This window comes from Xanthomonas translucens pv. undulosa (assembly GCF_017301775.1).
GTDB lineage: Bacteria > Pseudomonadota > Gammaproteobacteria > Xanthomonadales > Xanthomonadaceae > Xanthomonas_A > Xanthomonas_A translucens.
The window spans coordinates 1,587,086-1,608,182 of the sequence record NZ_CP063993.1 but is presented as its reverse complement, the minus strand read 5'-3'; the positions used below and the strand labels follow the sequence as shown (position 1 = coordinate 1,608,182).

The 21,097-nt window shown below is 69.7% G+C and carries 22 protein-coding genes; 14 read left to right on the top strand and 8 right to left on the bottom strand.

Features of this window, described 5'->3' with window-relative positions:
* Window positions 1–7 precede the first annotated feature (7 nt).
* The 3 genes from ISN38_RS06840 to ISN38_RS06830 are packed head-to-tail and all read left to right on the top strand — an operon-like array spanning window position 8 to window position 3,809.
* Window positions 8–2,218: a TonB-dependent hemoglobin/transferrin/lactoferrin family receptor gene (locus ISN38_RS06840; protein WP_058358866.1), complete on the top strand. Its 2,211-nt coding sequence runs from the start codon at window positions 8–10 to the stop codon at window positions 2,216–2,218.
* Between the two features lie 6 nt (window positions 2,219–2,224).
* Complete coding sequence (locus ISN38_RS06835; RefSeq protein WP_003473265.1) at window positions 2,225–2,827, top strand: ChuX/HutX family heme-like substrate-binding protein; 603 nt, start codon at window positions 2,225–2,227, stop codon at window positions 2,825–2,827.
* Window positions 2,828–2,876: 49 nt separating this feature from the next.
* Window positions 2,877–3,809, top strand: a complete 933-nt coding sequence (locus tag ISN38_RS06830) for a DUF6607 family protein (RefSeq protein WP_003473252.1) — start codon at window positions 2,877–2,879, stop codon at window positions 3,807–3,809.
* A 91-nt stretch (window positions 3,810–3,900) separates the two neighbouring features.
* On the opposite strand, the gene ISN38_RS06825 is transcribed toward ISN38_RS06830, so the two are convergent.
* The 3 genes from ISN38_RS06825 to ISN38_RS06815 form a co-directional block, all read right to left on the bottom strand.
* Window positions 3,901–4,290, bottom strand: coding sequence for a GIY-YIG nuclease family protein (locus tag ISN38_RS06825; protein WP_003473249.1), 390 nt, complete (start codon window positions 4,288–4,290; stop codon window positions 3,901–3,903).
* 157 nt (window positions 4,291–4,447) lie between these two features.
* Window positions 4,448–6,931, bottom strand: a complete 2,484-nt coding sequence (locus ISN38_RS06820; RefSeq protein ID WP_058358858.1) for an ABC transporter permease — start codon at window positions 6,929–6,931, stop codon at window positions 4,448–4,450.
* Complete coding sequence (locus ISN38_RS06815) at window positions 6,928–7,530, bottom strand: ABC transporter ATP-binding protein (RefSeq protein WP_004426017.1); 603 nt, start codon at window positions 7,528–7,530, stop codon at window positions 6,928–6,930. Before ISN38_RS06815 ends, ISN38_RS06820 begins: the two co-directional genes overlap by 4 nt.
* Window positions 7,531–7,655: 125 nt before the next feature.
* Here ISN38_RS06815 and ISN38_RS06810 point away from each other — a divergent pair, with 125 nt between their 5' ends.
* The 3 genes from ISN38_RS06810 (at window position 7,656) to ISN38_RS06800 (ending at window position 10,514) form a co-directional block, all read left to right on the top strand.
* Window positions 7,656–8,321 carry an arylesterase gene (locus tag ISN38_RS06810; protein WP_004426018.1) on the top strand — a complete coding sequence of 222 codons (666 nt, stop codon included), beginning with the start codon at window positions 7,656–7,658 and terminating at the stop codon, window positions 8,319–8,321.
* Window positions 8,322–8,412: 91 nt separating this feature from the next.
* Entirely contained in the window at window positions 8,413–9,126 is a 714-nt protein-coding gene (locus ISN38_RS06805) for a response regulator transcription factor (protein WP_003481607.1), read from the top strand.
* Between the two features lie 107 nt (window positions 9,127–9,233).
* Window positions 9,234–10,514, top strand: a complete 1,281-nt coding sequence (locus ISN38_RS06800; protein WP_206712113.1) for a sensor histidine kinase — start codon at window positions 9,234–9,236, stop codon at window positions 10,512–10,514.
* Between the two features lie 44 nt (window positions 10,515–10,558).
* Here the strand turns inward: ISN38_RS06800 and ISN38_RS06795 are convergent, their stop codons facing one another.
* Entirely contained in the window at window positions 10,559–11,266 is a 708-nt protein-coding gene (locus tag ISN38_RS06795) for an SGNH/GDSL hydrolase family protein (protein ID WP_047324563.1), read from the bottom strand.
* 193 nt (window positions 11,267–11,459) lie between these two features.
* Between ISN38_RS06795 and ISN38_RS06790 the strand changes: the two genes are divergently transcribed.
* The 8 genes from ISN38_RS06790 to ISN38_RS06755 all read left to right on the top strand — a co-directional run bounded on the left by ISN38_RS06790 (window position 11,460) and on the right by ISN38_RS06755 (window position 17,556).
* Window positions 11,460–11,840, top strand: a complete 381-nt coding sequence (locus ISN38_RS06790; protein ID WP_004426026.1) for a diacylglycerol kinase — start codon at window positions 11,460–11,462, stop codon at window positions 11,838–11,840.
* A 40-nt stretch (window positions 11,841–11,880) separates the two neighbouring features.
* Complete coding sequence (locus ISN38_RS06785) at window positions 11,881–12,630, top strand: TerC family protein (protein ID WP_003481597.1); 750 nt, start codon at window positions 11,881–11,883, stop codon at window positions 12,628–12,630.
* Window positions 12,631–12,706: 76 nt separating this feature from the next.
* Window positions 12,707–13,345, top strand: a complete 639-nt coding sequence (locus ISN38_RS06780; protein WP_003481596.1) for a LemA family protein — start codon at window positions 12,707–12,709, stop codon at window positions 13,343–13,345.
* A 189-nt stretch (window positions 13,346–13,534) separates the two neighbouring features.
* Window positions 13,535–14,479: a TPM domain-containing protein gene (locus ISN38_RS06775; protein WP_004426028.1), complete on the top strand. Its 945-nt coding sequence runs from the start codon at window positions 13,535–13,537 to the stop codon at window positions 14,477–14,479.
* Window positions 14,479–14,970 (top strand): TPM domain-containing protein, encoded by a 492-nt coding sequence (locus tag ISN38_RS06770; protein ID WP_004426029.1) that lies wholly within the window; start codon window positions 14,479–14,481, stop codon window positions 14,968–14,970. The genes ISN38_RS06775 and ISN38_RS06770 overlap by 1 nt, the downstream gene beginning before the upstream one ends.
* A gap of 305 nt (window positions 14,971–15,275) precedes the next feature.
* Window positions 15,276–16,157: a prolipoprotein diacylglyceryl transferase gene (gene lgt / locus ISN38_RS06765; protein ID WP_206712112.1), complete on the top strand. Its 882-nt coding sequence runs from the start codon at window positions 15,276–15,278 to the stop codon at window positions 16,155–16,157.
* Complete coding sequence (locus ISN38_RS06760; protein WP_206712111.1) at window positions 16,154–16,948, top strand: thymidylate synthase; 795 nt, start codon at window positions 16,154–16,156, stop codon at window positions 16,946–16,948. The genes lgt and ISN38_RS06760 overlap by 4 nt, the downstream gene beginning before the upstream one ends.
* A gap of 107 nt (window positions 16,949–17,055) precedes the next feature.
* Entirely contained in the window at window positions 17,056–17,556 is a 501-nt protein-coding gene (locus tag ISN38_RS06755; RefSeq protein WP_047325540.1) for a dihydrofolate reductase, read from the top strand.
* Between the two features lie 118 nt (window positions 17,557–17,674).
* On the opposite strand, the gene ISN38_RS06750 is transcribed toward ISN38_RS06755, so the two are convergent.
* The 4 genes from ISN38_RS06750 to pdxA form a co-directional block, all read right to left on the bottom strand.
* Window positions 17,675–18,604: a symmetrical bis(5'-nucleosyl)-tetraphosphatase gene (locus ISN38_RS06750; RefSeq protein ID WP_047324566.1), complete on the bottom strand. Its 930-nt coding sequence runs from the start codon at window positions 18,602–18,604 to the stop codon at window positions 17,675–17,677.
* Window positions 18,605–18,614: 10 nt separating this feature from the next.
* The gene (gene apaG, locus ISN38_RS06745) at window positions 18,615–18,998 is read right to left on the bottom strand and encodes a Co2+/Mg2+ efflux protein ApaG (RefSeq protein ID WP_003472733.1); all 384 of its coding nucleotides are present in this window, start codon (window positions 18,996–18,998) and stop codon (window positions 18,615–18,617) included.
* Window positions 18,999–19,213: 215 nt separating this feature from the next.
* A complete protein-coding gene (gene rsmA, locus ISN38_RS06740) occupies window positions 19,214–20,008 on the bottom strand; it encodes a 16S rRNA (adenine(1518)-N(6)/adenine(1519)-N(6))-dimethyltransferase RsmA (RefSeq protein WP_003472731.1) in 795 nt (264 codons plus the stop codon).
* Between the two features lie 109 nt (window positions 20,009–20,117).
* Window positions 20,118–21,095 carry a 4-hydroxythreonine-4-phosphate dehydrogenase PdxA gene (gene pdxA / locus ISN38_RS06735; RefSeq protein ID WP_003472726.1) on the bottom strand — a complete coding sequence of 326 codons (978 nt, stop codon included), beginning with the start codon at window positions 21,093–21,095 and terminating at the stop codon, window positions 20,118–20,120.
* Between the last annotated feature and the right edge of the window lie 2 nt (window positions 21,096–21,097).

Genomic DNA, 21,097 nt, shown 5'->3' with positions numbered 1-21,097 from the left:
GACCTCCATGATCCGTACTGCTCCGCTCACCCGCGCGCTGTGGCTTGCCCTGGCCGCCTGCGCGCATGCCGCTGCCGCAGACGCTGCCGCAGACACCGCCAGTGCCGCCACGCCGCGCGACTTCGAGCGCCTGCAGGTCACCGCCACCCGCACCCAGCGCGCCATCGTCGAGGTGCCCAGCAGCGTCGATGTGATCGACCGCGAGCAGATGGACCAGGAGCTGGTGTACGACCTGAAAGACCTGCTGCGCTACACCCCCGGCGTCGCGGTCACCGGCAACAGCGGTCGCTTCAGCGGCATCGGCGGCATCCGCATCCGCGGCCTGGACGGCAACCGTGTGCTGATCCAGACCGACGGCATCCCGGTCGCGGACACCTTCAGCTTCGGCAACTATCTCAATGCCAACCGCAACCTCGTCGATATGGAAACGCTCAAGCGCGTGGAGATCGTGCGTGGCCCGGCCAGCTCGCTGTACGGCTCCGATGCGCTCGGCGGCGTGGTCGCCTACGTGACCAAGGAGCCGGCCGACTACCTGGCGCCGGGCCAGCACAGCTACGTGGGTCTGAAGTTCGGCTACGAGAGCGAATGGGACGGCCTGTTCGCCGGCGCGCTGGTCGCGTTCGGCGGCGAGCGCTGGAGCGGCATGGCCGCGGTCAGCCACCGCCAGGGCCAGGAAAGCCAGACGCAGGGCGACAACCGCAGCACCGGCGCGGCGCGCACCGCGCCCAATCCGCTCAGCAGCGACGGCCGCAGCCTGCTCAGCAAGCTGGTCTACGCGCCGAGCGCGAACCAGCGCTTCAAGCTGAGCGTGGAGGGCAACGAGGACTACTCCGGCATCGATGCGCTGAGCAACGTCAGCTCCAGCATCCTGTCGCAGCGCGGCCGCGACCATCAGACCCGCGCCCGCGTGTCGCTGACCCACGAAGTGGACCAGCTCGACACGCTGCTCGCCGACGATCTGCAGTGGCAGCTGTACCGGCAGGACAGCCAGAGCCTGCAACGCACCGACGAGCGCCGCAGCAACACAACCGTGCGCCACATGGAACACGACTTCGACCAGCGCTTGTACGGATTGCAGGCCAACCTGCACAAACACCTGGACCAGGGCCGCGTGGTCCACGATGTCAGCTACGGCATCGACCTGTCGTGGAGCGACACCCACGAAAAGCGCGACGGCTACGCGCAGAACCTGAGCACCGGCGCGATCAGCAAGACCGTGGGTGTGGAGACGTTCCCGGTGCGCGATTTCCCGGTCACCGAGACCGGCAAGGCTGGCGCCTATCTGCAGGACGAGATGCGCCTGGCCGACGGCCGCTTCAGCCTGATCCCGGGCCTGCGCGTGGACGACTACCGGCTGTCGCCGCAGGTCGATGCGATCTTCGCCGCCGACAATCCCGGTGTGGCCGCGGAGAACGTCACCGACAGCAACGTCTCGCCCAAGCTCGGCGCGATCTGGCGCATCGACGATGCGTGGTCGTTGTATGCCAACTACGCGCACGGCTTCCGCGCACCGCCCTACAACGACGTCAACATCGGCTTCACCAACCTGCAGTTCGGCTACACCGCCATCGCCAATCCTGACCTGAAACCGGAGACCAGCAAGGGCACCGAACTGGGCCTGCGCTACACCGCGGCGGCCGGCTATTTCGGCCTGAGCGGCTACTACAACGACTACCGCGACTTCATCGAGTCCTACAGCTTCGTCGGCTACAACGCCGACGGCCTGATGCTGTACCAGTCACGCAACGTCGATCACGTGGTGATCGAGGGCGTGGAGGCCAAGGCCGGCGTCGAGTTCGGCGCGCTGTCCGCACGCTGGGCCGGCTGGTCGCTGCACTCCAGCGCCGCCTATGCGCGCGGCGACAACAAGACCGACGCCGCGCCGCTGAACGCGATCGATCCGCTACGCGGCGTGCTCGGCCTGGCTTACGACCGCCAGAGCTGGGGCGTGCAACTGGTCGGGACCTTCGTGGCCAAGAAGCAACGCCCGGTGTCGGCGACGTACTACACGCCCTCCGGTTACGCGACGCTGGATCTGCTCGCGCACTGGAACTTCACCCCTGGCGCGCGGCTCAACGTCGGCGTGTTCAACCTGGCCGATCGCCGCTACATCGACTGGAACGCGCTGCCCAGCGCGACCCTGGCCAGCAGCAGCGTGCTCGACCGCTATACCGGCGCCGGACGCAACGTCTCGGTTAGCCTGGCGCTGGACTGGTAGGGGCGCATGCGCAAGGCGGCGCCAGCGATCACCGACGCGACCCGGATCGCCGCATCCGCGCCGCTGCCGCGCCCGGCGCAGCTGGCGGCGCTGGGCACCGTGCTGTGCCTGTACCGCGCGCAGCTGGGTACGGAACTGATGGGCTGGAACCATGCGCTGCGCGTCGGCGCGCAGCTCGGCGTGGACAGCGACGGACTGCTTGAAAGCCTGTGCTTCTACGATCGCCAGGAACGCTGCTGCTGGCGCCTGTACCTGCTGCCGGACAGCGATTTCGTCGCCTGGGACGCCTTGCTGTCGGCGTTGCCGGCGATCCACAGCGGCAGCGCCGATGCCGGCGTCGCCGAACGCCTGTGGCGGCGCGTGGCCGGGCGCCTGAGCGGCGACAGCTGGCGCGCGCGGGCGCTGCGCCTGCACGCCAGCGACGGCGCACTGGCCGCCAGCGTCGCCAGCGTATCGCCGCTGGGCGCCAGCATCGCCCGGCGCATCGCGCGGCTGGAAGCGGCCGAAGGCGAAGTGCTGGTCGACGACTGCTGCTGCGCCCGCGCCGGCCTGGGCCTGCCGGCCGCGCGCCACGATCCGCAACGGCCGTGGCCGCTGCTGCGCCTGTAGCGCGCGTGACTGCAATGTCTTCCTCCGCCACCGCGAATCGATCATGACGATGAAACCACCGCTGCTGTCCCTGCTCCTGTTCGCCGCGACCAACCTGGCCCACGCCGAGGACGCCGATCCGCAACGCGACCGCGCCAGCATCCTGGCGATGCAGGGCGAGTACGCCGTGGATTTCGCCTTCGACGAGACCGTGCTGCTCAAGCCCGGTTACGCGCGCGCGCCGGCGATGCGCAGCGGCGCCAACGAAGTGGTGATCGTGGTCGAAGACAGCCCGCGCAAGGTGGTGCTGCAACACCTGCTGGTCGATCCCAAGAGCGGCCACGTGACCAAGCACTGGCGCCAGGACTGGAGCTACGAGGCGCCGCAGCGTTTCGAATTCAGCGCCGACCAGACCTGGCAGGTGCGCCCGCTCGCCGCCGCCGCGACCCGCGGCGCCTGGACCCAGTGCGTGTACGAAGTCAGCGACGCGCCGCGCTACTGCGGCACCGGCCGCTGGGACTACGCCGACGGCCACCCGACCTGGACCAGCGACCTGAGCTGGCGCCCGCTGCCGCGGCGCGAATACACCAAGCGCAGCGACTACAACGCGCTGGCGGTGATCAACCGGCACACGCTGACCCCGGCCGGCTGGACCCACGAGCAGTTCAACACCAAGGTGCTGCGCAAGCCCGACGGCAGCCAGCAGCCGATCGCGCGCGAATTCGGCTTCAACGACTACGTCAAGACCGGCGATGTCGACTTCACCCCGGCCTACGCCTACTGGAAGGCGACCCAGGACTATTGGGCCAGGGTGCGCGCGCACTGGGACGGGTTCCTCGCCCAGCCGCCGGGCGTGCACCTGAAGACCAGCCTCGACGGCATGGCGATGATCGTGCCGCTGTTCGAGCAGGCCGAGGCGGTGCAGCAGGGCAAGCCGGTGGCCGATGCGAAGATCGCCGCGGTGTTCGCGCAATGGGTGGAGCCGGCGCCCGCCGCGCGTTGAAGGCCGCTGCCGGCGCAGCGTCAGGCTGGGAAGGCGGCCCGGATTGGCGCCTTCCCTTTTTGCCCGGCGCGCATCGCGCGGTGGCGTTGGCCTACAGGTCGGTCACCAGGTGGTAGCTCAAGCCCTTGCGCTCGGGCAGGGTGAAGATCCATGGAAAACCGACCGATACCCCGCTGAGGTCCAGCCACTGCGGATTGAACGACTCGATCAGGCCGCGCTGCCAGCAATGGCTGAGCTGGGAGATCTCCGCGGCGCGGAGCAATGCGGCCACTTCGTTCTCGCACTCCTCGTACCACACCGCAAGGATCGCGACCGGATCTTCGGTTTCTCCGCGCACGCTGTTGCGCTCGCGCAGGTTTCTGCCCAGTCCCTCGAGCGCCTGCGGGGTCGGTGCGGTGGCGATGTAGTACGGCCCGCTGCGGGTCTCGGCCATGATGCAGGCCAGATACGGCGTGCCATTGCGTGAGAGGGTGTCGCTCATCGGCCAAGCATGCTCTACATGGGAATGGCGATTGTGCCGGCAAGCGGCGGCGCTTGCAGCCAGCGGCTTGCGCGCGGTCGCCGCGCCGCCAACGGCGGCCGCCCCGCGGCGGCTGCGGCCGCGGGCGGGTACCGCGTGCCGCGATCGCCGCGCACGCTCAGTTCTCGCGCAACGCCAGCGCCGGCGGCGTGCGCAGGATGCGGCGTGTACCCGACCAGCCGGCAAGCAGGCTCAGCAGCACGCCACCGACCCCGCCCAGCAGCAGGGCCGGCCACGGCGGCGACAGCGCCAGGTCGAACGCCTGCTTGGCGACGACCACGCCGATCGCCGCCGCCGCGCCGACCGCCAGCAGCGCCGCGAGCAGGCCGAGCGCGCCGAATTCCACCAGCACCGCGCCGCGCAACTGGCCGCGGCGCGCGCCCAGCGTGCGCAGCACCGCGCTGTCGTAGCGGCGCTCGCCGGCGGTGGCCTGCAGCGCCGCCAGCAACACCAGTACGCCGGCCAGCAGGCTGAAGCCCATCACCAGTTGCACCGCCTGCGCCACCTGGTCGATCACCTCGCGCACCCGCCCCAGGATCGCGTCGATGTCCAGCAGCGACACGTTCGGATAGCTGCGGCTGAGGACGCTCAATTGCGCCGCCGAACCGCGCGGCAGGTGGAACGCGGAGATCAGGTTGTACGGCGCGTCCTGCACCGCGCCAGCGTTGAGCAACAGGAAGAAATTGACCCGGAACGAATCCCAATCGGCCTTGCGCACGTTGGTCACGGTGAAACTGCGCTGCTGCTCGCCGAGCAGCAGGGTGATGCGGTCGCCGAGCTTGAGGCCGTAGCGCAGCGCCCAGGCTTGCTCCACCGAGGCTTCCGCCGCGGTGCTGTCGGCAGCCCAGAAACGCCCGGACAACAACTGATTGGCGGCGGGGAACTCATGCCGCCAGGAGAAGTTGATCGGCCGATCGGCGCCATCGCCGTCGTCCTCCGGGCCTTGCTCCTGGCGCTGCGGCGGCTTGCCGTTGATCGCCACCAGCTTGCCGGTACTGAACGGCTCCACCGCCGCGTCGGTGACGCCCAGCCCGCGCAGCGTGCCGAGCACGTGCTCGGCCTGGTCGGGCTGGATGTTCATCAGGAAATAGTTCGGCGTATCCGCCGGCAGCCGGTCGCGCCACTGGCCGAGCAGGCCCGGGCCGATCACCGCCAGCAGCAGCAACGCGCACAGCGACAGCGACAGCCCGACCAGTTGCACCACGCTCAGCGCGCTGCGCCGGGTCAGCGCGGCCAGGCCCAGCTTCCACGGACCGCGCAGGCGCGATTGCAGCCGCCGCAGCAGCACCAGCAGCAGGCTGCCGACCGCCGCGGCGAGCGCGGCCAGCAGGGTCAGCCCACCCAGCACCCAGGCCGCGAGCACGCCATCGCCGGTGGCATATACCGCCAGCACCACGGTGGCGAGCAGTGCGGCGGCGTAGACCACGAGCGAGGTCGGCGGCAGCGCGGCGAAGCTGCGGTTGAGCACACGCATCGGCGGCACGTTGCGCAGCCGCAGCAGCGGCGGCAGGCCGAAGCCGAGCAGCAGCACCAGGCCGATGCCGGCGCCGGCCAGCGCCGGGGTCGCCTGCGGCAGCGGCAGCCGGTTCGGGATCAGGCTGCCCAGCGCTTCGACCAGGCCGATCTGCGCCAGCATGCCCAGGCCCACGCCAAGCGCACAGGCGGGAATCGCCAGCAGCAGCAATTGCAGCGCCAGCGCGCCGAGGATGTCGCGCTGGCGCGCGCCCAGGCAGCGCAGCACGGCCACCGTGTCGATGCGGCGCAGCGCGAAGCGGTTGGCGGCCAGCGCGGTGGCGACGCCGGCCAACAGCACCGCCAGCAACGCGGTCAGCGCCAGGAAGCGGCCGGCGCGGTCGAACGCGCCGCGCACGCCGCGCTGGGTGTCCTCGATGCCGACCAGGCGGAAGGCCTTGGCGCGCGGCGCCAGCCACTGGCGCAGCGCGGCGATCTCGCCCGGCGCGCCGGCGAACATCAGCCGGTACGAGGCGCGGCTGCCGGGGCCGAGCAGGCCGGCGGCATCGACGTCGGCGCGGTTGACCAGCAGCGGCGGCGACAACTGCATCAGTTCGCCGGAGGCATCCGGCTCGGCGCGCAGCACCCGGGTCACGCGCAGCGTGCCGGCGCCGAACTCCAGGTCGTCGCCGAGCTTCAGTCCCAGCGCCTGGAGCAGGCGCGGATCGGCGTAGGCCTGGCCGCGCGGCGGCGGGCCGGCGCGCTCGCTGCCGGCGCCGGCGGTATCGCGTGCGACCCGCAATTCGCCGCGTAACGGATAGCCGGCGGCGACCGCCTTGATGTTGGCCATCTGGCTGGCATCGCCATGGAACAGCACGCTGGGAAAGCTGACCAGGCGCGTGTGGCGCAGGCCGCGGCGCTGCGCTTCTGCGGCGAACGCGGCGGGGATGTCCTGGCGCCCGGTCACGCCGAGGTCGCCGCCGATCACCTCGGCGGCGCTGCCGGTCAGCGCCAGGGTCACGCGATCGACCAGGGTGCCGACCGCGGTCATCACCGCCACGCCCAGCACCAGCGCGGCGAACACGGTCAGCAGGTCGCCGGCGAACAGCTCGCGGCGCAGCGCGCGCGCGGCGTGGCGCAGCACGTTCATGCGTCGGCCACCGCTTCGGCCTGGCGCAGGCGCCCGCGGTCGAGCCGGTAGCGGTGCTCGCAGCGCTGCGCCAGGCGCAGGTCGTGGGTGACCAGCACCAGGGTGGTGTCGCTGCCGGCGTTGAGCGCGAACAGCAGGTCGCTGATCTGCTGCCCGGTGGCCTGGTCGAGGCTGCCGGTGGGTTCGTCGGCGAACAGGATCCGCGGCCGCGCCACGAACGCGCGCGCCAGCGCCACGCGCTGCTGTTCGCCGCCGGACAGCTGCCGCGGGTAGTGCCGCGCCCGCGCGGTCAGGCCCACCGCCTCCAGCACCTCGCGTACCCGCGCCGGATCCTCGCGCCCTGCCAGTTCCAGCGGCAGCGCGATGTTTTCGGCGGCGGTCAGCGACGGCAGCAAGTGGAAACTCTGGAACACGAAACCGACTTCGCGCGCGCGCAGCGCGGCGCGCGCTTCCTCGTCCAGCGCGTTGAGCGATTGCCCGGCGAGCACGATCTCGCCGCGCGTGGGCAGGTCCAGGCCGGCGAGCAGGCCGAGCAGGGTGGTCTTGCCGGAACCGGACGCGCCGACGATGGCGACGCTGTCGCCTTCACCGATGGTCAATCCGACGTTGTCGAGAATGTGGACCGTGCCCTCCGGTCCGCTTACGTATTTGCCGACATCGCGTACGTCGATCGCGATGCCGGTGCGGGGAGTGGGGGCCAGACTGTCGATGAGGAAATCTCCGGATGCGTGGCAACGATACGAAAGGAACGCCTGCCTGGACGCGCAGCGTTTGGCTCTGGGCCTGTCTGGCATGGTGTCTGCTGCTGCCCGCCATCGCCTGTGCCAAAGGTGCGGCGGGGCCGGTGCTGGTGGTTGGCGACAGCCTCAGCGCTGCGCACAACATCCCGCTCCAGTCCGGCTGGGTGGCCCTGCTGGAGCGCCGCCTGCAACAACAGATGCAGGCGCCACCGTCCGTCGTCAATGCCAGCATCAGCGGCGAGACCTCTTCCGGCGCGCTGACCCGGCTGCCGGCGCTGCTGCAGAAGCACCGCCCGGCGGTGGTGGTGATCGAACTCGGCGGCAACGACGCGCTGCGTGGGCTGACCCCGGCGGAACTGCGGGGCAATCTTGAGAAGATGATCGTGCTCAGCCGTGACGCTGGCGCGAAGGTGCTGCTGCTCGGCATCGATGTGCCACCGAACTATGGGCCGGCCTACCGGCAGCGGCTGCGCGCGGTCTACGCCGACCTGGCCAGGCAGTATCAGACCGGGTTGTTGCCGTTCCTGCTGGAGGGTGTGGCGCTGAACCCGGCGCTGATGCAGGACGACGGCCTGCATCCCACCGCCGCCGGCCAGCCGAAGGTCCTCGACTCTGTGTGGCCCAAGCTCAAGCCCTTGATCGGCGGCTGATTCTGCGCTGGTCATGCATATGAAGCGTTCTTCACGCGGTCACCACCGGGCTTCCGGCATGTTTCACAAAGCTGAAGACTGAGGAAGCTCTATGCGTCAGACCAAGGAAACCTCCGGACTCGTTCTGGTCGTCGAGGACAACCGCAACATCTCCGAGATGATCGGCGAATACCTGGAAGGCCGCGGATTCGAAGTGGATTACGCCTGCGATGGCCTGGACGGCTACCGTCTGGCCGCGGAGAACAGCTACGACGTGGTGGTGCTGGACCTGATGCTGCCACGCCTGGACGGCATCGAGGTATGCCGCCGTCTGCGCAACGACGCGCGCAAGTCCACGCCGGTGCTGATGCTGACCGCGCGCGACACGCTCGACGACAAGCTCACCGGGCTGGGCTTCGGCGCCGACGACTACCTGACCAAGCCGTTCGCGATCCAGGAACTGGAAGCGCGGCTGCGGGCGCTGATCCGTCGCGAGCGCCGCCAGGTCGGCTCGGAAGTGCTGAAGGTGGCCGACCTGGTGCTGGACCCGGTGAGCATGCGTGCGACCCGCGCCGGCACCGAACTGCAGCTGTCGCCGATCGGCCTGCGCCTGCTGACTATCCTGATGCGCGAGTCGCCGCGGGTGGTTACCCGCCAGGAGATCGAGCGCGAGATCTGGGGCAACGGCCTGCCCGACTCGGACACGCTGCGCAGCCATCTTTACAACCTGCGCAAGATCATCGACAAGCCGTTCGACCGGCCGTTGCTGCACACCGTGCAGAGCGCCGGTTACCGCATCGCCGACATCGCCCAGCCGATGAGCTGAGCGGTACTCGCGTTCGTGCCCAGCAGGCCCCGGAAACGGAGTCTGCTTGCACGGCGGATTTACGATCCGCCCTTCTATAATCGTGGCAAAAAGAAACGGAAGCTTTAATGCCGCACGGTCTGCCGCGCAACATCCGCCTTGCCTTGATCGCCCGGATCCTGTTCGCGGCCTGCATCGTCGCCTTGGGCAGCTATCTGGTCGTGGCGGTCGTGCAGCACTCGCTGGTCGGATCGGTGATGCGCGAGGAAGCGGCGCACTACTGGCGCCTGCACGCGCAGTCGCCGGCGCAGCCGCCGCCCAACAGCCACACCTTGCGCGGTTATCTGGTGCCGGCCGGGCAATCGGATGCGGCGGTGCCGGCAGAGTTGCGCGGCCTCGATCTTGGCCTGCACGAGAACCGCCCCGGTGGCGAAATGGTGCTGGTCGACGAGACCACGGCCGGGCGCCTGTACCTGGTGTTCCTGCGCGCGCAGGCGCAGCGCCTGGCGTTCTGGTTCGGCATCGTGCCGGCGCTGCTGACCCTGATCGCGGTGGTGGTGGTGGGATGGCTGACCCACCGCGCCTCGCGGCGGCTGCTGTCGCCGGTGAACTGGCTGGCGCGGCGCGTGTCGCAATGGGACCCGCGGCATCCGTCCACCGCCGATCTGGCGCCGGAAAACCTGCCGGCCGACGTGCAGGGCGAATCGCGGCAACTGGCCGCCGCCTTGCACTCGCTGGCCCTGCGCGTCACCGATCACGTCTCGCGCGAGCGCAACTTCACCCGCGACGCCAGCCACGAACTGCGCACGCCGCTGACCGTGATCCGTGTCGCCAGCGACATCGCCATGACCGATCCGGACCTGTCGCCGCGGCTGAGCCGCAGCCTGCAGCGCATCCAGCGCGCCGGCCGCGACATGGAAGCGGTGATCGACGCGTTCCTGATCCTGGCGCGCGAGGCGGACGTGGAGCCGCAGAGCGAGACCTTCGAGGTCGCCGACGTGGTCGAGTACGAGGCCGAGAACGCGCGCGAACTGCTGACCGGCAAGCCGGTGACGCTAAGCGTCAGCGTCGCCGCCGCCACGCGCCTGCATGCGCCGCCGCGGGTGCTGCACGTGGTGGTCAGCAACCTGCTGCGCAACGCCTGCAGCTACACCGACGCGGGCAGCATCGAGGTCGAGGTCGGCAGCGACCGAATCAGCATCCGCGATACCGGCATCGGCATGTCCAGCGAAGCGCTGCAGCGCGCGTTCGAGCCGTTCTTCCGCGCCGAACCGGACCGCCCGCAGGGCACCGGACTGGGCCTGTCGATCGTGCGCCGGCTGTGCGAGCGCTTCGGCTGGCGGATCGGGCTGGAAAGCGCTGAAGGCGGCGGCACCACCGCCACCGTGCGCTTCGATCCGATCAAGTGAGCGGCTGGATTGCCTGAAACGCCGACGTCGGCGCTGGCGCGCGCTCAGCGCTTCACATACGGCCGCACCGTGTCGCGCCACAGCGCATAGCCGGCGGCGTTCATGTGCAGATGGTCCGGGCCGAACAATTCGCCGCGTGGTCGCCCGTCGGCATCGAGCATCGGCGTGTACACGTCGATGAAGTCCACCTGCTTCAGCCCCGCCGCGGCCTTGCGGATCAGCGCGTTGGCGTCGGCCACCTGCGGCAGCAGCGCCGCGCGCGCCGGGCTGGGCTTGATCGAGAGGTAGGCGATGCGGGTCTTGGGCAGGTCGCGGCGCACCCGCGCCACGAAGGCCAGGAAGTTCTCGCGCAACTGCTGCGGGCTGCGGCCGCTGTTGAGGTCGTTGTCGCCGGCGTAGAACACGATCAAGCGCGGCCGGTACGGCACCACGATGCGGTCGGCGTACCAGGTGCTGTCGCGTATCTCCGAGCCGCCGAAGCCGCGGTTGAGCGTGTCCACACCCGGGAAGTCGCTGGCCAGCGAGGTCCACAAGCGGATCGAGGAACTGCCGACGAACAGCACACCGCCACGCTTGGGCGGATACGCGGCATCGGCCTGGGCGAAGCGCTGCATGTCCTGTTCCCAGGCCGGGCTGGAGACCTGCGCGGGGATCTGCGGCGGCGGCGCCGGCGCGCGTGCCAGGGCCGAATGCAGGCCCAGCAGGAACAGGCAGCTGGCGAGCAGCGCGGTGCGCAGCGGCGAACGGGACATGGTGCGTTTCCTAGGTGCGACGCAGCGGCGATGGTGCCGCAGGCGCGGGGCGACAGGCAAATGCGGCGACCGGTTCCTGCGACGGGCGGGGGCTTGTGGCAAAATCGCCAATTAGCCCGCTTCGCCATCGCCCATGACCGTTCCCTTCCGGCCGTCGCCGTCGCGTTTCCGTTCCGCAGGTCGGGGCTGATCCATGGCCGACCAATTCGGGCACCTGCCGCGCGGGCCGCGCCGGATGCTAATGGCGCTGCGCTGGTCCTACCAGGGGCTGCGCGCGGCCTGGCTGCACGAGTCCTCGTTCCGGCTGGAAGCGTGCCTGTTCGTGCTGCTGGCGCCGCTGGCGCTGTGGCTGGGTCAGGGGCCGCTGCAGCAGGCGCTGATGATCGGCTCGCTGCTGCTGGTGCTGGCAGTGGAACTGCTCAATTCCGCGATCGAGGCGGTGATCGAGCGCTACGGGCCCGAGCACCACGAACTGGCCGGTCGCGCCAAGGACATGGGCTCGGCCGCCGTGCTGCTGATGCTGGCCAATGTCGTGCTGTGCTGGGGGCTGATCCTGCTGCCGCGCCTGCTGTGACGTGCGCCTGTCTTTTTTACCGTTATAAGGATTCGACCCCATGGCTTTCGAGTTTCTCGCCGATCCCAACACCTGGCTGACACTGCTGACGCTGAGCGCGTTGGAAATCGTGCTGGGCATCGACAACCTGGTGTTCATCTCCATCGCCGTAGGCAAGCTGCCCGAGGCGCGGCGCCCGGCGGCGCGCAAGTTCGGCATCGCGGTGGCGTGCCTGACCCGCATCGCGCTGCTGGTGTCGCTGGCGTTCCTGGCGCGGATGCAGGGCGAGCTGTTCAGCGTCGCCGGCATGGGCATTTCGGTGCGCGACCTGGTGCTGATCGTCGGCGGCGTGTTCCTGCTGGTGAAGGGCACGATGGAGATCCGCGAGATGATCACCGGCGGCGAAGATGCCGATCCGACCACCAGCAAGGCCTCGGGCGTGTTCTGGATGGTGATCGCGCAGATCGCGGTGATCGACATCGTGTTCTCGCTGGACTCGGTGATCACCGCGGTCGGCATGTCCCAGCACATCCCGGTGATGGTGGCGGCGGTGCTGCTGGCAGTGGCGGTGATGCTGCTGGCGGCCAACCCGCTGGGCCGCTTCATCGACGCCAACCCGACGGTGAAGATGCTGGCGCTGGCGTTCATCCTGATGATCGGTGTGGTGCTGATCCTGGACGGCCTGGACGTGCACGTGCCCAAGCCCTACATCTACACGGCGATGGGCTTTTCGGTGTTGGTGGAATGGCTGAACCTGCTGATGCGCCGCCGCGCCGCCGCGCACCACGTGCCCGGCGCCGGCCAGTGGTGAACGGCTGACGCGGTCGCGGCTGCGTTTTCACGGGGGGCGTGGCAAGCTGCGCCCTGTCTTTACCCCGGAGAGCGCCATGCGCCTGTTGTCCCGCTCGTTGTTGCTCGCCGCCGTCGCGGTGCTGTTGTCCGGTTGCGGCTACAACGCGATCCAGCAGAAGGACGAGGCGGTCAAGGCCGGCTGGTCCGAGGTGCTCAACCAGTACAAGCGCCGCGCCGACCTGATCCCGAATCTGGTCAACACGGTCAAGGGCTATGCCGACCAGGAGCGGCAAGTGCTGACCGACGTGACCAATGCGCGTGCGCGGGTCGGCCAGGTCCAGGTCAACGCCGACGATGCGGCCTCGCTGCAGCAGTTCCAGCAGGCGCAGGGCCAGCTGTCCAGCGCGCTGTCGCGTCTGCTGGTGGTCACCGAGAACTATCCCAACCTCAAGTCCGACCAGTCGTTCCGCGACCTGCAGGCGCAGCTGGAAGGCACCGAGAACCGCATCACCGTGGCCCGTGGCCGCTACATCCAGGCGGTGCAGGACTACAACACCTACATCCGCTCGTTCCCGCAGGTGATCACCTCGAAGATCTTCGGCTACAAGGAAAAGCCGAACTTCAGTGTAGCCAACGAGGCGCAGATCTCCGAGGCGCCGGCGGTGAATTTCGGCGGCCAGCCGGCGGCGCCCAAGCCGCCGCAGCAGTCGCCGCAGCCTGCACCGGCGCAGTAGCAGTGAGCGCGCTGCAGCGCGCAACGGTGCCGGTGATGCTGCCGCTACGCGTTGGCCTGTGCCGCGGCCAGCGCTAGGACGCTACAGTCGTGTTGGCGGCCCAGGGTGGCCAATGCGTTCCGAAGCAGGCCGCCGCTGCGGTTTCTTCCTTTCGATGCCGCCGCGCGATTGCGTCGGCAGGAGTCTGCAATGACTGATGCGATCACCCGCCAGCGCCCTGCGCGCCGCGGTCGGCGTGCCTGGATCGGAGTGCTGCTGCTGGCGCTGCTGCCGCTGCTGGCCTGGGCACAGGCCAGCAGCGAGGCGCCGATTCCGCCGCTGGACACGCCGGTGGTCGATACCACCGGCACCCTGCAGCCGACCCAGCGCCTCGCGCTGGAACAGCAGGCAGTGCAACTGCAGCAGCGCAAGGGCAGCCAGCTGCAGGTGCTGATGGTCGCGACCACTGCGCCGGAAACGATCGAGCAGTACACCCAGCGCGTGTTCGATAAGTGGCAGATCGGCCGCAAGGGCGTGGACGACGGCGTACTGCTGGTGGTGGCCAAGGACGATCGGCGGGTGCGCATCCAGCCCGGCTATGGGCTGGAAGGCGCGATTCCCGACGCCACCGCCAACCGCATCATCCAGGAGTACCTGGTGCCGCGGTTCCGCGCCGGCGACTACAGCGGCGGCATCGCCGAGGCCACCGCGATGCTGGTCAAGCTGATCGACGGCGAACAGCTGCCGCCGCCAGTGAGCACGCATGCGGCCGAATCACGTTCCGGCGGCAAGCTGCCGCTCGGTTTCTTCGCCGGGCTGTTCGCCGCCTTCGTCGCGCAACTGCTGTTCGCGCGTGCGCCGCGGTTGCTGCGCGGCGTGCTGGCGGCGGTCGCCGGCGGCGGGGTGGGCCTGTTGCTGAGCCTGTCGCTGTTCGTCGGCGTGCTGACCGGCGCCATCGGGCTGGTGCTGGGCCTGCTGTCGGGCATCTCGCCGGGCCGCTCGGTCGGCGGCGGTGGCGGCGGTGGTTGGGGTGGCGGCGGCTTCGGCGGCTTCGGTGGTGGTGGTTTCGGAGGGGGCGGTGGTTTTGGCGGTGGCGGTGGCTGGGGCGGTGGAGGCGGCAGTTCGGGAGGCGGTGGCGCCTCGGGGAGTTGGTGATGCGGCTGCTTCGCCATCTGTTCGCGCCGGCAGCGCGCCGGCTGTTCCCCAACGCCAGCCTGGAGCGCATCGGCGCGGCGATCGCCGACGGCGAGCGCACGCACCGCGGTCAGGTGATGTTCGCGGTCGAATCGGCGCTGGCGCCGGCGGCGGTGTTGCGCGGCCTGGCGCCGCGCGCACGCGCCGAGCAGGCCTTCGCGCAGTTGCGCACCTGGGACACTGAGGCCAATAACGGCGTCCTGATCTACCTGCTGCTGGCCGAGCACCGGATCGAGATCGTGGCCGATCGCGGCCTGCGCGGGCGCATCGACCCTGCGCAATGGCGCGCCGTCTGCGCGCTGATCGAGCGCGACATGCGCGCCGGCCAGCCCGAGCAGGCGGTGATCGCCGGGGTGGCGGCGGTGTCGGCCTTGCTGGCCACGCATTTCCCCGTGCAGCCGGGCCAGGCCGAGTCCGATGAATTGCCGAATATGCCGCAACTGCTGGATTGAGCGCCGCCGCGGCATGACTCGCCGCGATGTGGGTCGCGCCTGCCCGCAGATGAAGCGTGGCGCCGTCTGAGTTGATCGCGACTGCACCAGTGACCGGCGCCGATGGCAGACGCTTGCGCCTGCCGGCAGATGAAGCCTGGCGCAGTTCAAGTCGACCAAGACCACGGCAGTGACCGGCGCCGATGGCAGACGCTTGCGCCTGCCGGCAGATGAAGCCTGGCGCAGTTCAAGTCGACCAAGACCACGGCAGTGACCGGCGCCGATGGCAGAATAGGCGACCCTCGCCCTCCGGCCGACGTTCCCGCATGACCTATCTCCACCAGATCGATCCCATCGCCTTCTCGCTCGGCCCGGTGAAGGTGCACTGGTATGGGCTGATGTACCTGGCCGCCTTCGCCTCGGCCTGGTGGCTGGGCCGGCTGCGCATCCGCGCCGGCCGCCTGCCCGGCGTGGACATGGACGGGTTTTCCGATCTGCTGTTCTACGCGATGCTCGGCGTGGTGCTCGGCGGGCGCATCGGCTACATGCTGTTCTACGCGCTGCACGATTTCCTGGCCAACCCGCTGCTGATCTTCAAGGTCTGGGATGGCGGCATGAGCTTCCACGGCGGCCTGATCGGCGTGCTGGTGGCGGCGGCCTGGTGGTCGCGCAAGTCGCGCCTGCACTTCTTCGACACCATGGATTTCGTCGCGCCGCTGGTGCCGCTGGGGCTGGGTTTCGGCCGCGTCGGCAATTTCGTCGGCGGCGAGCTGTGGGGCAAGTTCACCAATGCCGGTTGGGGCGTGATCTTCCCGCGCACGCCGGAGCTGCAGGACTGGCCGCTGGCGCAGATCCAGGCGCAGTACGCCAGCGGTGCGCTGGACAAGTTCGCGCGGCATCCCTCGCAGCTGTACGAGGCGGCGCTGGAAGGGTTGGTGCTGTTCGCGCTGCTGTGGACGTTCTCGCTGCGGCCGCGCCGGCGCTATGCGGTGTCCGGTCTGTTCGCGCTGCTGTATGGGGTGTTCCGCTTCGCGGTGGAGTTCGTGCGCGTGCCGGATGTGCCGATCGGCTACCTGGCGTTTCATTGGCTGACCATGGGCCAGATCCTGAGCACGCCGCTGATCCTGCTCGGCCTGTTCCTGCTGTGGCGCTCGCGCCGCGCGCCGGTATTGCAGCCGGTGCCGGTCGCACTGGACGCCACGCCATGAAGGCCTACCTGGACCTGCTGCGCCACGTGCTTGAGCACGGCGCGGAGAAATCCGACCGCACCGGCACCGGCACGCGAAGCGTGTTCGGCTGGCAGATGCGCTTCGATCTCAATGCCGGCTTCCCGCTGGTGACCACCAAGAAGCTGCACCTGCGCTCGATCGTGCACGAGCTGCTGTGGTTCCTGAAGGGCGAGACCAACATCGCCTACCTGAAGGACAACAAGGTCAGCATCTGGGACGAGTGGGCCGATGCGCAAGGCGAACTCGGCCCGGTGTACGGCAAGCAATGGCGCCGCTGGACCGGCGCCGACGGCGGCGAGATCGACCAGATGCAATGGCTGGTGGACGAGATCAAGCGCAATCCCGACTCGCGGCGCTTGGTGATCAGCGCCTGGAACGTGGCGGAATTGCCGCAGATGGCGTTGATGCCGTGCCACAGCCTGTTCCAGTTCTACGTGGTCGACGGCACGCTCAGCTGCCAGTTGTACCAGCGCAGCGGCGACATCTTCCTCGGCGTGCCGTTCAACATCGCCAGCTACGCGCTGCTGACCCACATGGTGGCGCAGGCCACCGGCCTGGGTGTCGGCGATTTCGTGCACACGCTGGGCGATGCGCACCTGTATTCGAACCACTTCGAGCAGGCGCGCGAGCAGCTGGCGCGCACGCCGCGGCCGTTGCCGACGCTGCGCCTGAATCCCGCGGTCAGCGACCTGTTCGCGTTCACCTACGACGACATCGCGATCGAGGGCTACGACCCGCATCCGGCGATCAAGGCGCCGGTGGCGGTATGAGGCGGCGGGACTCGGGACTCGGGACTCGGGACTCGGAAAATGCAACAGCGGTGGCATCGGCGAGGACGGGCAGGGACGAGTCCCGAGTCCCGGGTCCCGAGTCCCGAATAACCCTGATCGCCGCGCTCGATCGCGGCAACGCCATCGGCCGCGACAACGACCTGCCGTGGCGCTTGCCGGACGACCTGAAGCGCTTCAAGGCGCTGACCCTGGGCAAGCCGGTGCTGATGGGGCGCAAGACCGCGCAGTCGCTGGGCCGCGCGCTGCCGGGGCGCCTGAATCTGGTGCTGACGCGCTCGGGGCAGGTGCCGTTCGAAGGCATGCAGGCGGTCGCTTCGCTGTCCGCCGCGATCGAGGCGGCGCAGGCCAGCGGCGCCGGGGAGCTGGCGGTGATCGGCGGTGGCGACATCTTCGCGCTGGCCTTGCCGCATGCCGAGATGCTGTACCTGACCCACGTGGACACGCTGGTCGAAGGCGCCGATGCGCATTTTCCGGCGTTCGATCCGGCGCAGTGGGAGGTCGTGGCGCGGCAGGCGCACGCGGCCGATGCCCGGCATGCGCTGGCGTTCGAATTCGTCGATTACCGGCGCAGGCGTAGCGCGCCGTAGCGCATTCGCGCCGGCGGCGCGGCGTGGTGTAGGAGCGGCTTCAGCCGCGACCGGGCGTGACCGGCGAGATCCTGTCGCGGCTGAAGCCGCTCCTACACGTTGGCAGTCTGCGTGGCCGTCATTCCTGATCGGGTGGCGGCGATGCAGCGGCAGCACCACCGCCCGCACCGCGCCCACCGCCGGTCCTGCGCCGCGGCGGCCGCGTGCGCTGCACCGGCGGCGGTCCCTCGATCGGGCGCCCCGGCACCTGCACCACCTGCAGGTCTTCGCTGTCCAGGCGCAACGCGGTGAGCTTGCCGCCCCACACCGCCCCGGTGTCGATCGCGTGCACGCCCTGGGTAATGGCCAGGCCCAGCGTGGACCAGTGGCCGCAGACGATCTTCAGGTCGCGCTCGGCGCGGCCGGGCACTTCGAACCACGGATACAGGCCCTGCGCCTGGGTGCCCGGCGTGCCTTTCTCCTCAATCGCGATGCGCCCGCGTGGGGTGCAATAGCGGGCGCGGGTGAACAGGTTGATGATCGCGCGCGCGCGGTCGTAGCCGGTCAGCCCCGGCGACCAGGCCGGGCGGTCGCCGTACATGTTACTGAACAGCTTGCGGTAGCCGCTGCCGTGCAGTTGCTGTTCGACCTCGCGCGCATGCTTCTCGGCCAGAGTGGTGGTCCACTTCGGCGCCAGCCCGGCGTGGATCATCATCCAGCCCAGTTCGCGGTCGGCGTGCAGCAGTTTCTGCATGCGCAGCCAGGTCAGCAGTTCGTCGCGGTCCTCGGCCAGCACGATGCGCTGCAGGTCCGCATTGACCTTGCGCTGCTCGTCCAGGCTGCGCTCGCCGATCGCCAGCAGCGACAGGTCGTGGTTGCCCAGCACCACCACGCTGTGCGCGCGCAACGAGTGCACCAGGCGCAGGGTTTCCAGAGACTGCCCGCCGCGGTTGACCAGGTCGCCGCAGAACCACAGCCGGTCCACCGCCGGATCGAAGCGGATCTTCTCCAGCAGCCGCTGGGTGATGTCGTAGCAACCCTGCAGGTCGCCGATGGCCCATACGCTCATGCCGATGCCATCAGTGCAGGGTCCGCGGCATGGTCAGCACGAACGGTGCGACCGGTGCGACGAAATGGGTGCCGTCGTCGGCTTCCATGTCGTAGTGGCCGCGCATCGTGCCGTGCTCGGTTTCCAGCATCAGCCCGGAGGTGTAGCGGAAGTCCTCGCCGGGACGCAGTCGCGGCTGTTCGCCGACCACGCCGTCGCCGTCCACGCGCTCCACGCGGCCGTTGCCATCGGTGATTTCCCAGTGCCGGGCGATCAGCCGCGCGGCGACGCGGCCGCGGTTGTGGATGCGGATGGTGTAGGCGAACGCGTAGCGCCCGTCCTCCGGCGTCGATTGGTCGTCGAGGAACCGGGGCGACACTTCGACCTCGATCCGATAGGGGGCGTCATCGTTCATGCCTCACAGTGTAAGCAAAGCCGGCGCAGGAATGGACTGCGCGCTGTCTACGAGCGCGCTGCAGACAGCGCGCGCTGCGGCCGCTGCGCGTGGTGACGCGTGGCGTCGGCCGGTCGCGCAGTGCGATCGGCGCCCGCGCTGCTGCGATGTTCGTGCTGCGGCGTGTGCCTGGCGCGGATGGATGCGGATCGCGCTGCGGCGCGCGGACCTGGAACTCAGGCTTGCGCCACGTTGGCCAGGCGCACGAAATCGGCGACCTCCAGCTGCTCGGCGCGGGCATCCGGGCGCACCCCGGCGGCCTCGAACTGGGCGGCGTCGCAGACCCCACCCAGCGCATTGCGCAAGGTCTTGCGGCGTTGCCCGAACGCTGCGCGCACCACGTCGGCGAAGCGCCGCCGGTCGGCGATGCCGATATCCTGCGGCGCATGCGGCACCAGCCGCACCACCGCCGAATCCACCTTCGGCGGCGGCCGGAACGCGCCCGGCGGCACCACGAACAGCGAGGTCACTTCGCAATACGCCTGCAGCATCACGCTGAGCCGGCCGTAGACCTTGCTGCCCGGCCCCGCGGCCATGCGATCGACCACTTCCTTCTGCAGCATGAAGTGCATGTCGGCGATCGCCGCGGCGTGGTCCAGCGCATGGAACAGGATCGGCGAGGAGATGTTGTACGGCAGGTTGCCGACCAGGCGGATGCGGTTGGCGCCGGCCAGTTCGGCGAAATCCACCGACAGCACATCACGGTTGAGGATGGTCAGTGCGCCGACCCCTTCCGCCGCGGCGGTCAGCGGCGCGATCAGGTCGCGGTCGAATTCGATCACGGTCAGGCGGCCGTGGCGGCGCAGCAGCGGGAAGGTGATCGCGCCCTGGCCGGGGCCGATCTCGACCAGCAGCTCGTCCGGCTTGGGATTGACCGCGCGCACGATGCTGTCGATGTAGTGGCGGTCGCTGAGGAAGTGCTGGCCAAGCGATTTCTTGGCCGGGGCGCTGAAGCCGGAATAGGAAGTCATGCGGGCATCTTATCGGGATGGGGCCGGGATGGCGTGCGCTGTCCTGCAGGAGCGGCTTCAGCCGCGACAGGGCGTTATCGGGAAAGCCCGGTCGCGGCTGAAGCCGCTCCTACAGATGCGCGCGGCGCGCGGCCAATTGCGCGCATTGCGCGACCGCGGCGAACAGGCTGGACGGGTCGGCGCTGCCGCGCCCGGCCAGCTCCAGCGCGGTGCCGTGATCGACCGCCACGCGCGGGTAGGGTAGGCCCAGGGTCAGGTTCACCGCCCGCTCGAAGCCGCTGTACTTGAGCACCGGCAGGCCCTGGTCGTGGTACATCGCCAGCACCGTATCGACACCGGCCAGTTTCTGCGGCAGGAACGCGGTGTCGGCCGGCAGCGGGCCGAGCAGGTGCATGCCTTCGCCGCGCAAGGCGTCGAGGACCGGCGCCATCACCTCGATTTCCTCGCGGCCCAGATGCCCGTCTTCGCCGGCATGCGGGTTCAGCCCGAGCACCGCGATGACCGGCGCGGCGATGCCGAAGTCGCTGCGTAGCGCGGCGTGGACGATGCGCAGGCAGCGTTCCAGCAATGCCGGGGTCAGCGCATCGGCGACCGCGCGCAACGGCAGGTGGGTGGTGGCCAGGGCCACGCGCACGATGTCGTTGGCCAGCATCATCACCACCTCGCATCCGGCATGGCGGGCGAGCAGTTCGGTGGTGCCGGTGTAGGCGATGCCGCCGGCGTTGATCGCCGCCTTGTGCACCGGGCCGGTGACCAGGCCGGCCAGTTCGCCGCGCAGGCAGGCGTCGGCGGCCTGGATCAGCGCGCCGATCACCGCGGCGGCATTGGCCGGTTCGGTATGGCCGAAGCGGCTCGGCAGCGCGTTGCGCACCGGGCGCAGGCGCAGGTCGCCGGGTGCAAGGGCGGGGGCGGATTCGGGCAGCAGCTGCAATGGCAGCGACAGCGCCGCGGCGGCGGCGCGCAAGCTATCGGGATCGGCGAAGGCCAGCAGCTGGCAGTCGCGTCGCGGCTGTTGCGCCAGCCGCACGCACAGTTCCGGGCCGATCCCGGCCGGCTCGCCCGGCACCAGCGCGAGCGGGGGTAGCACGG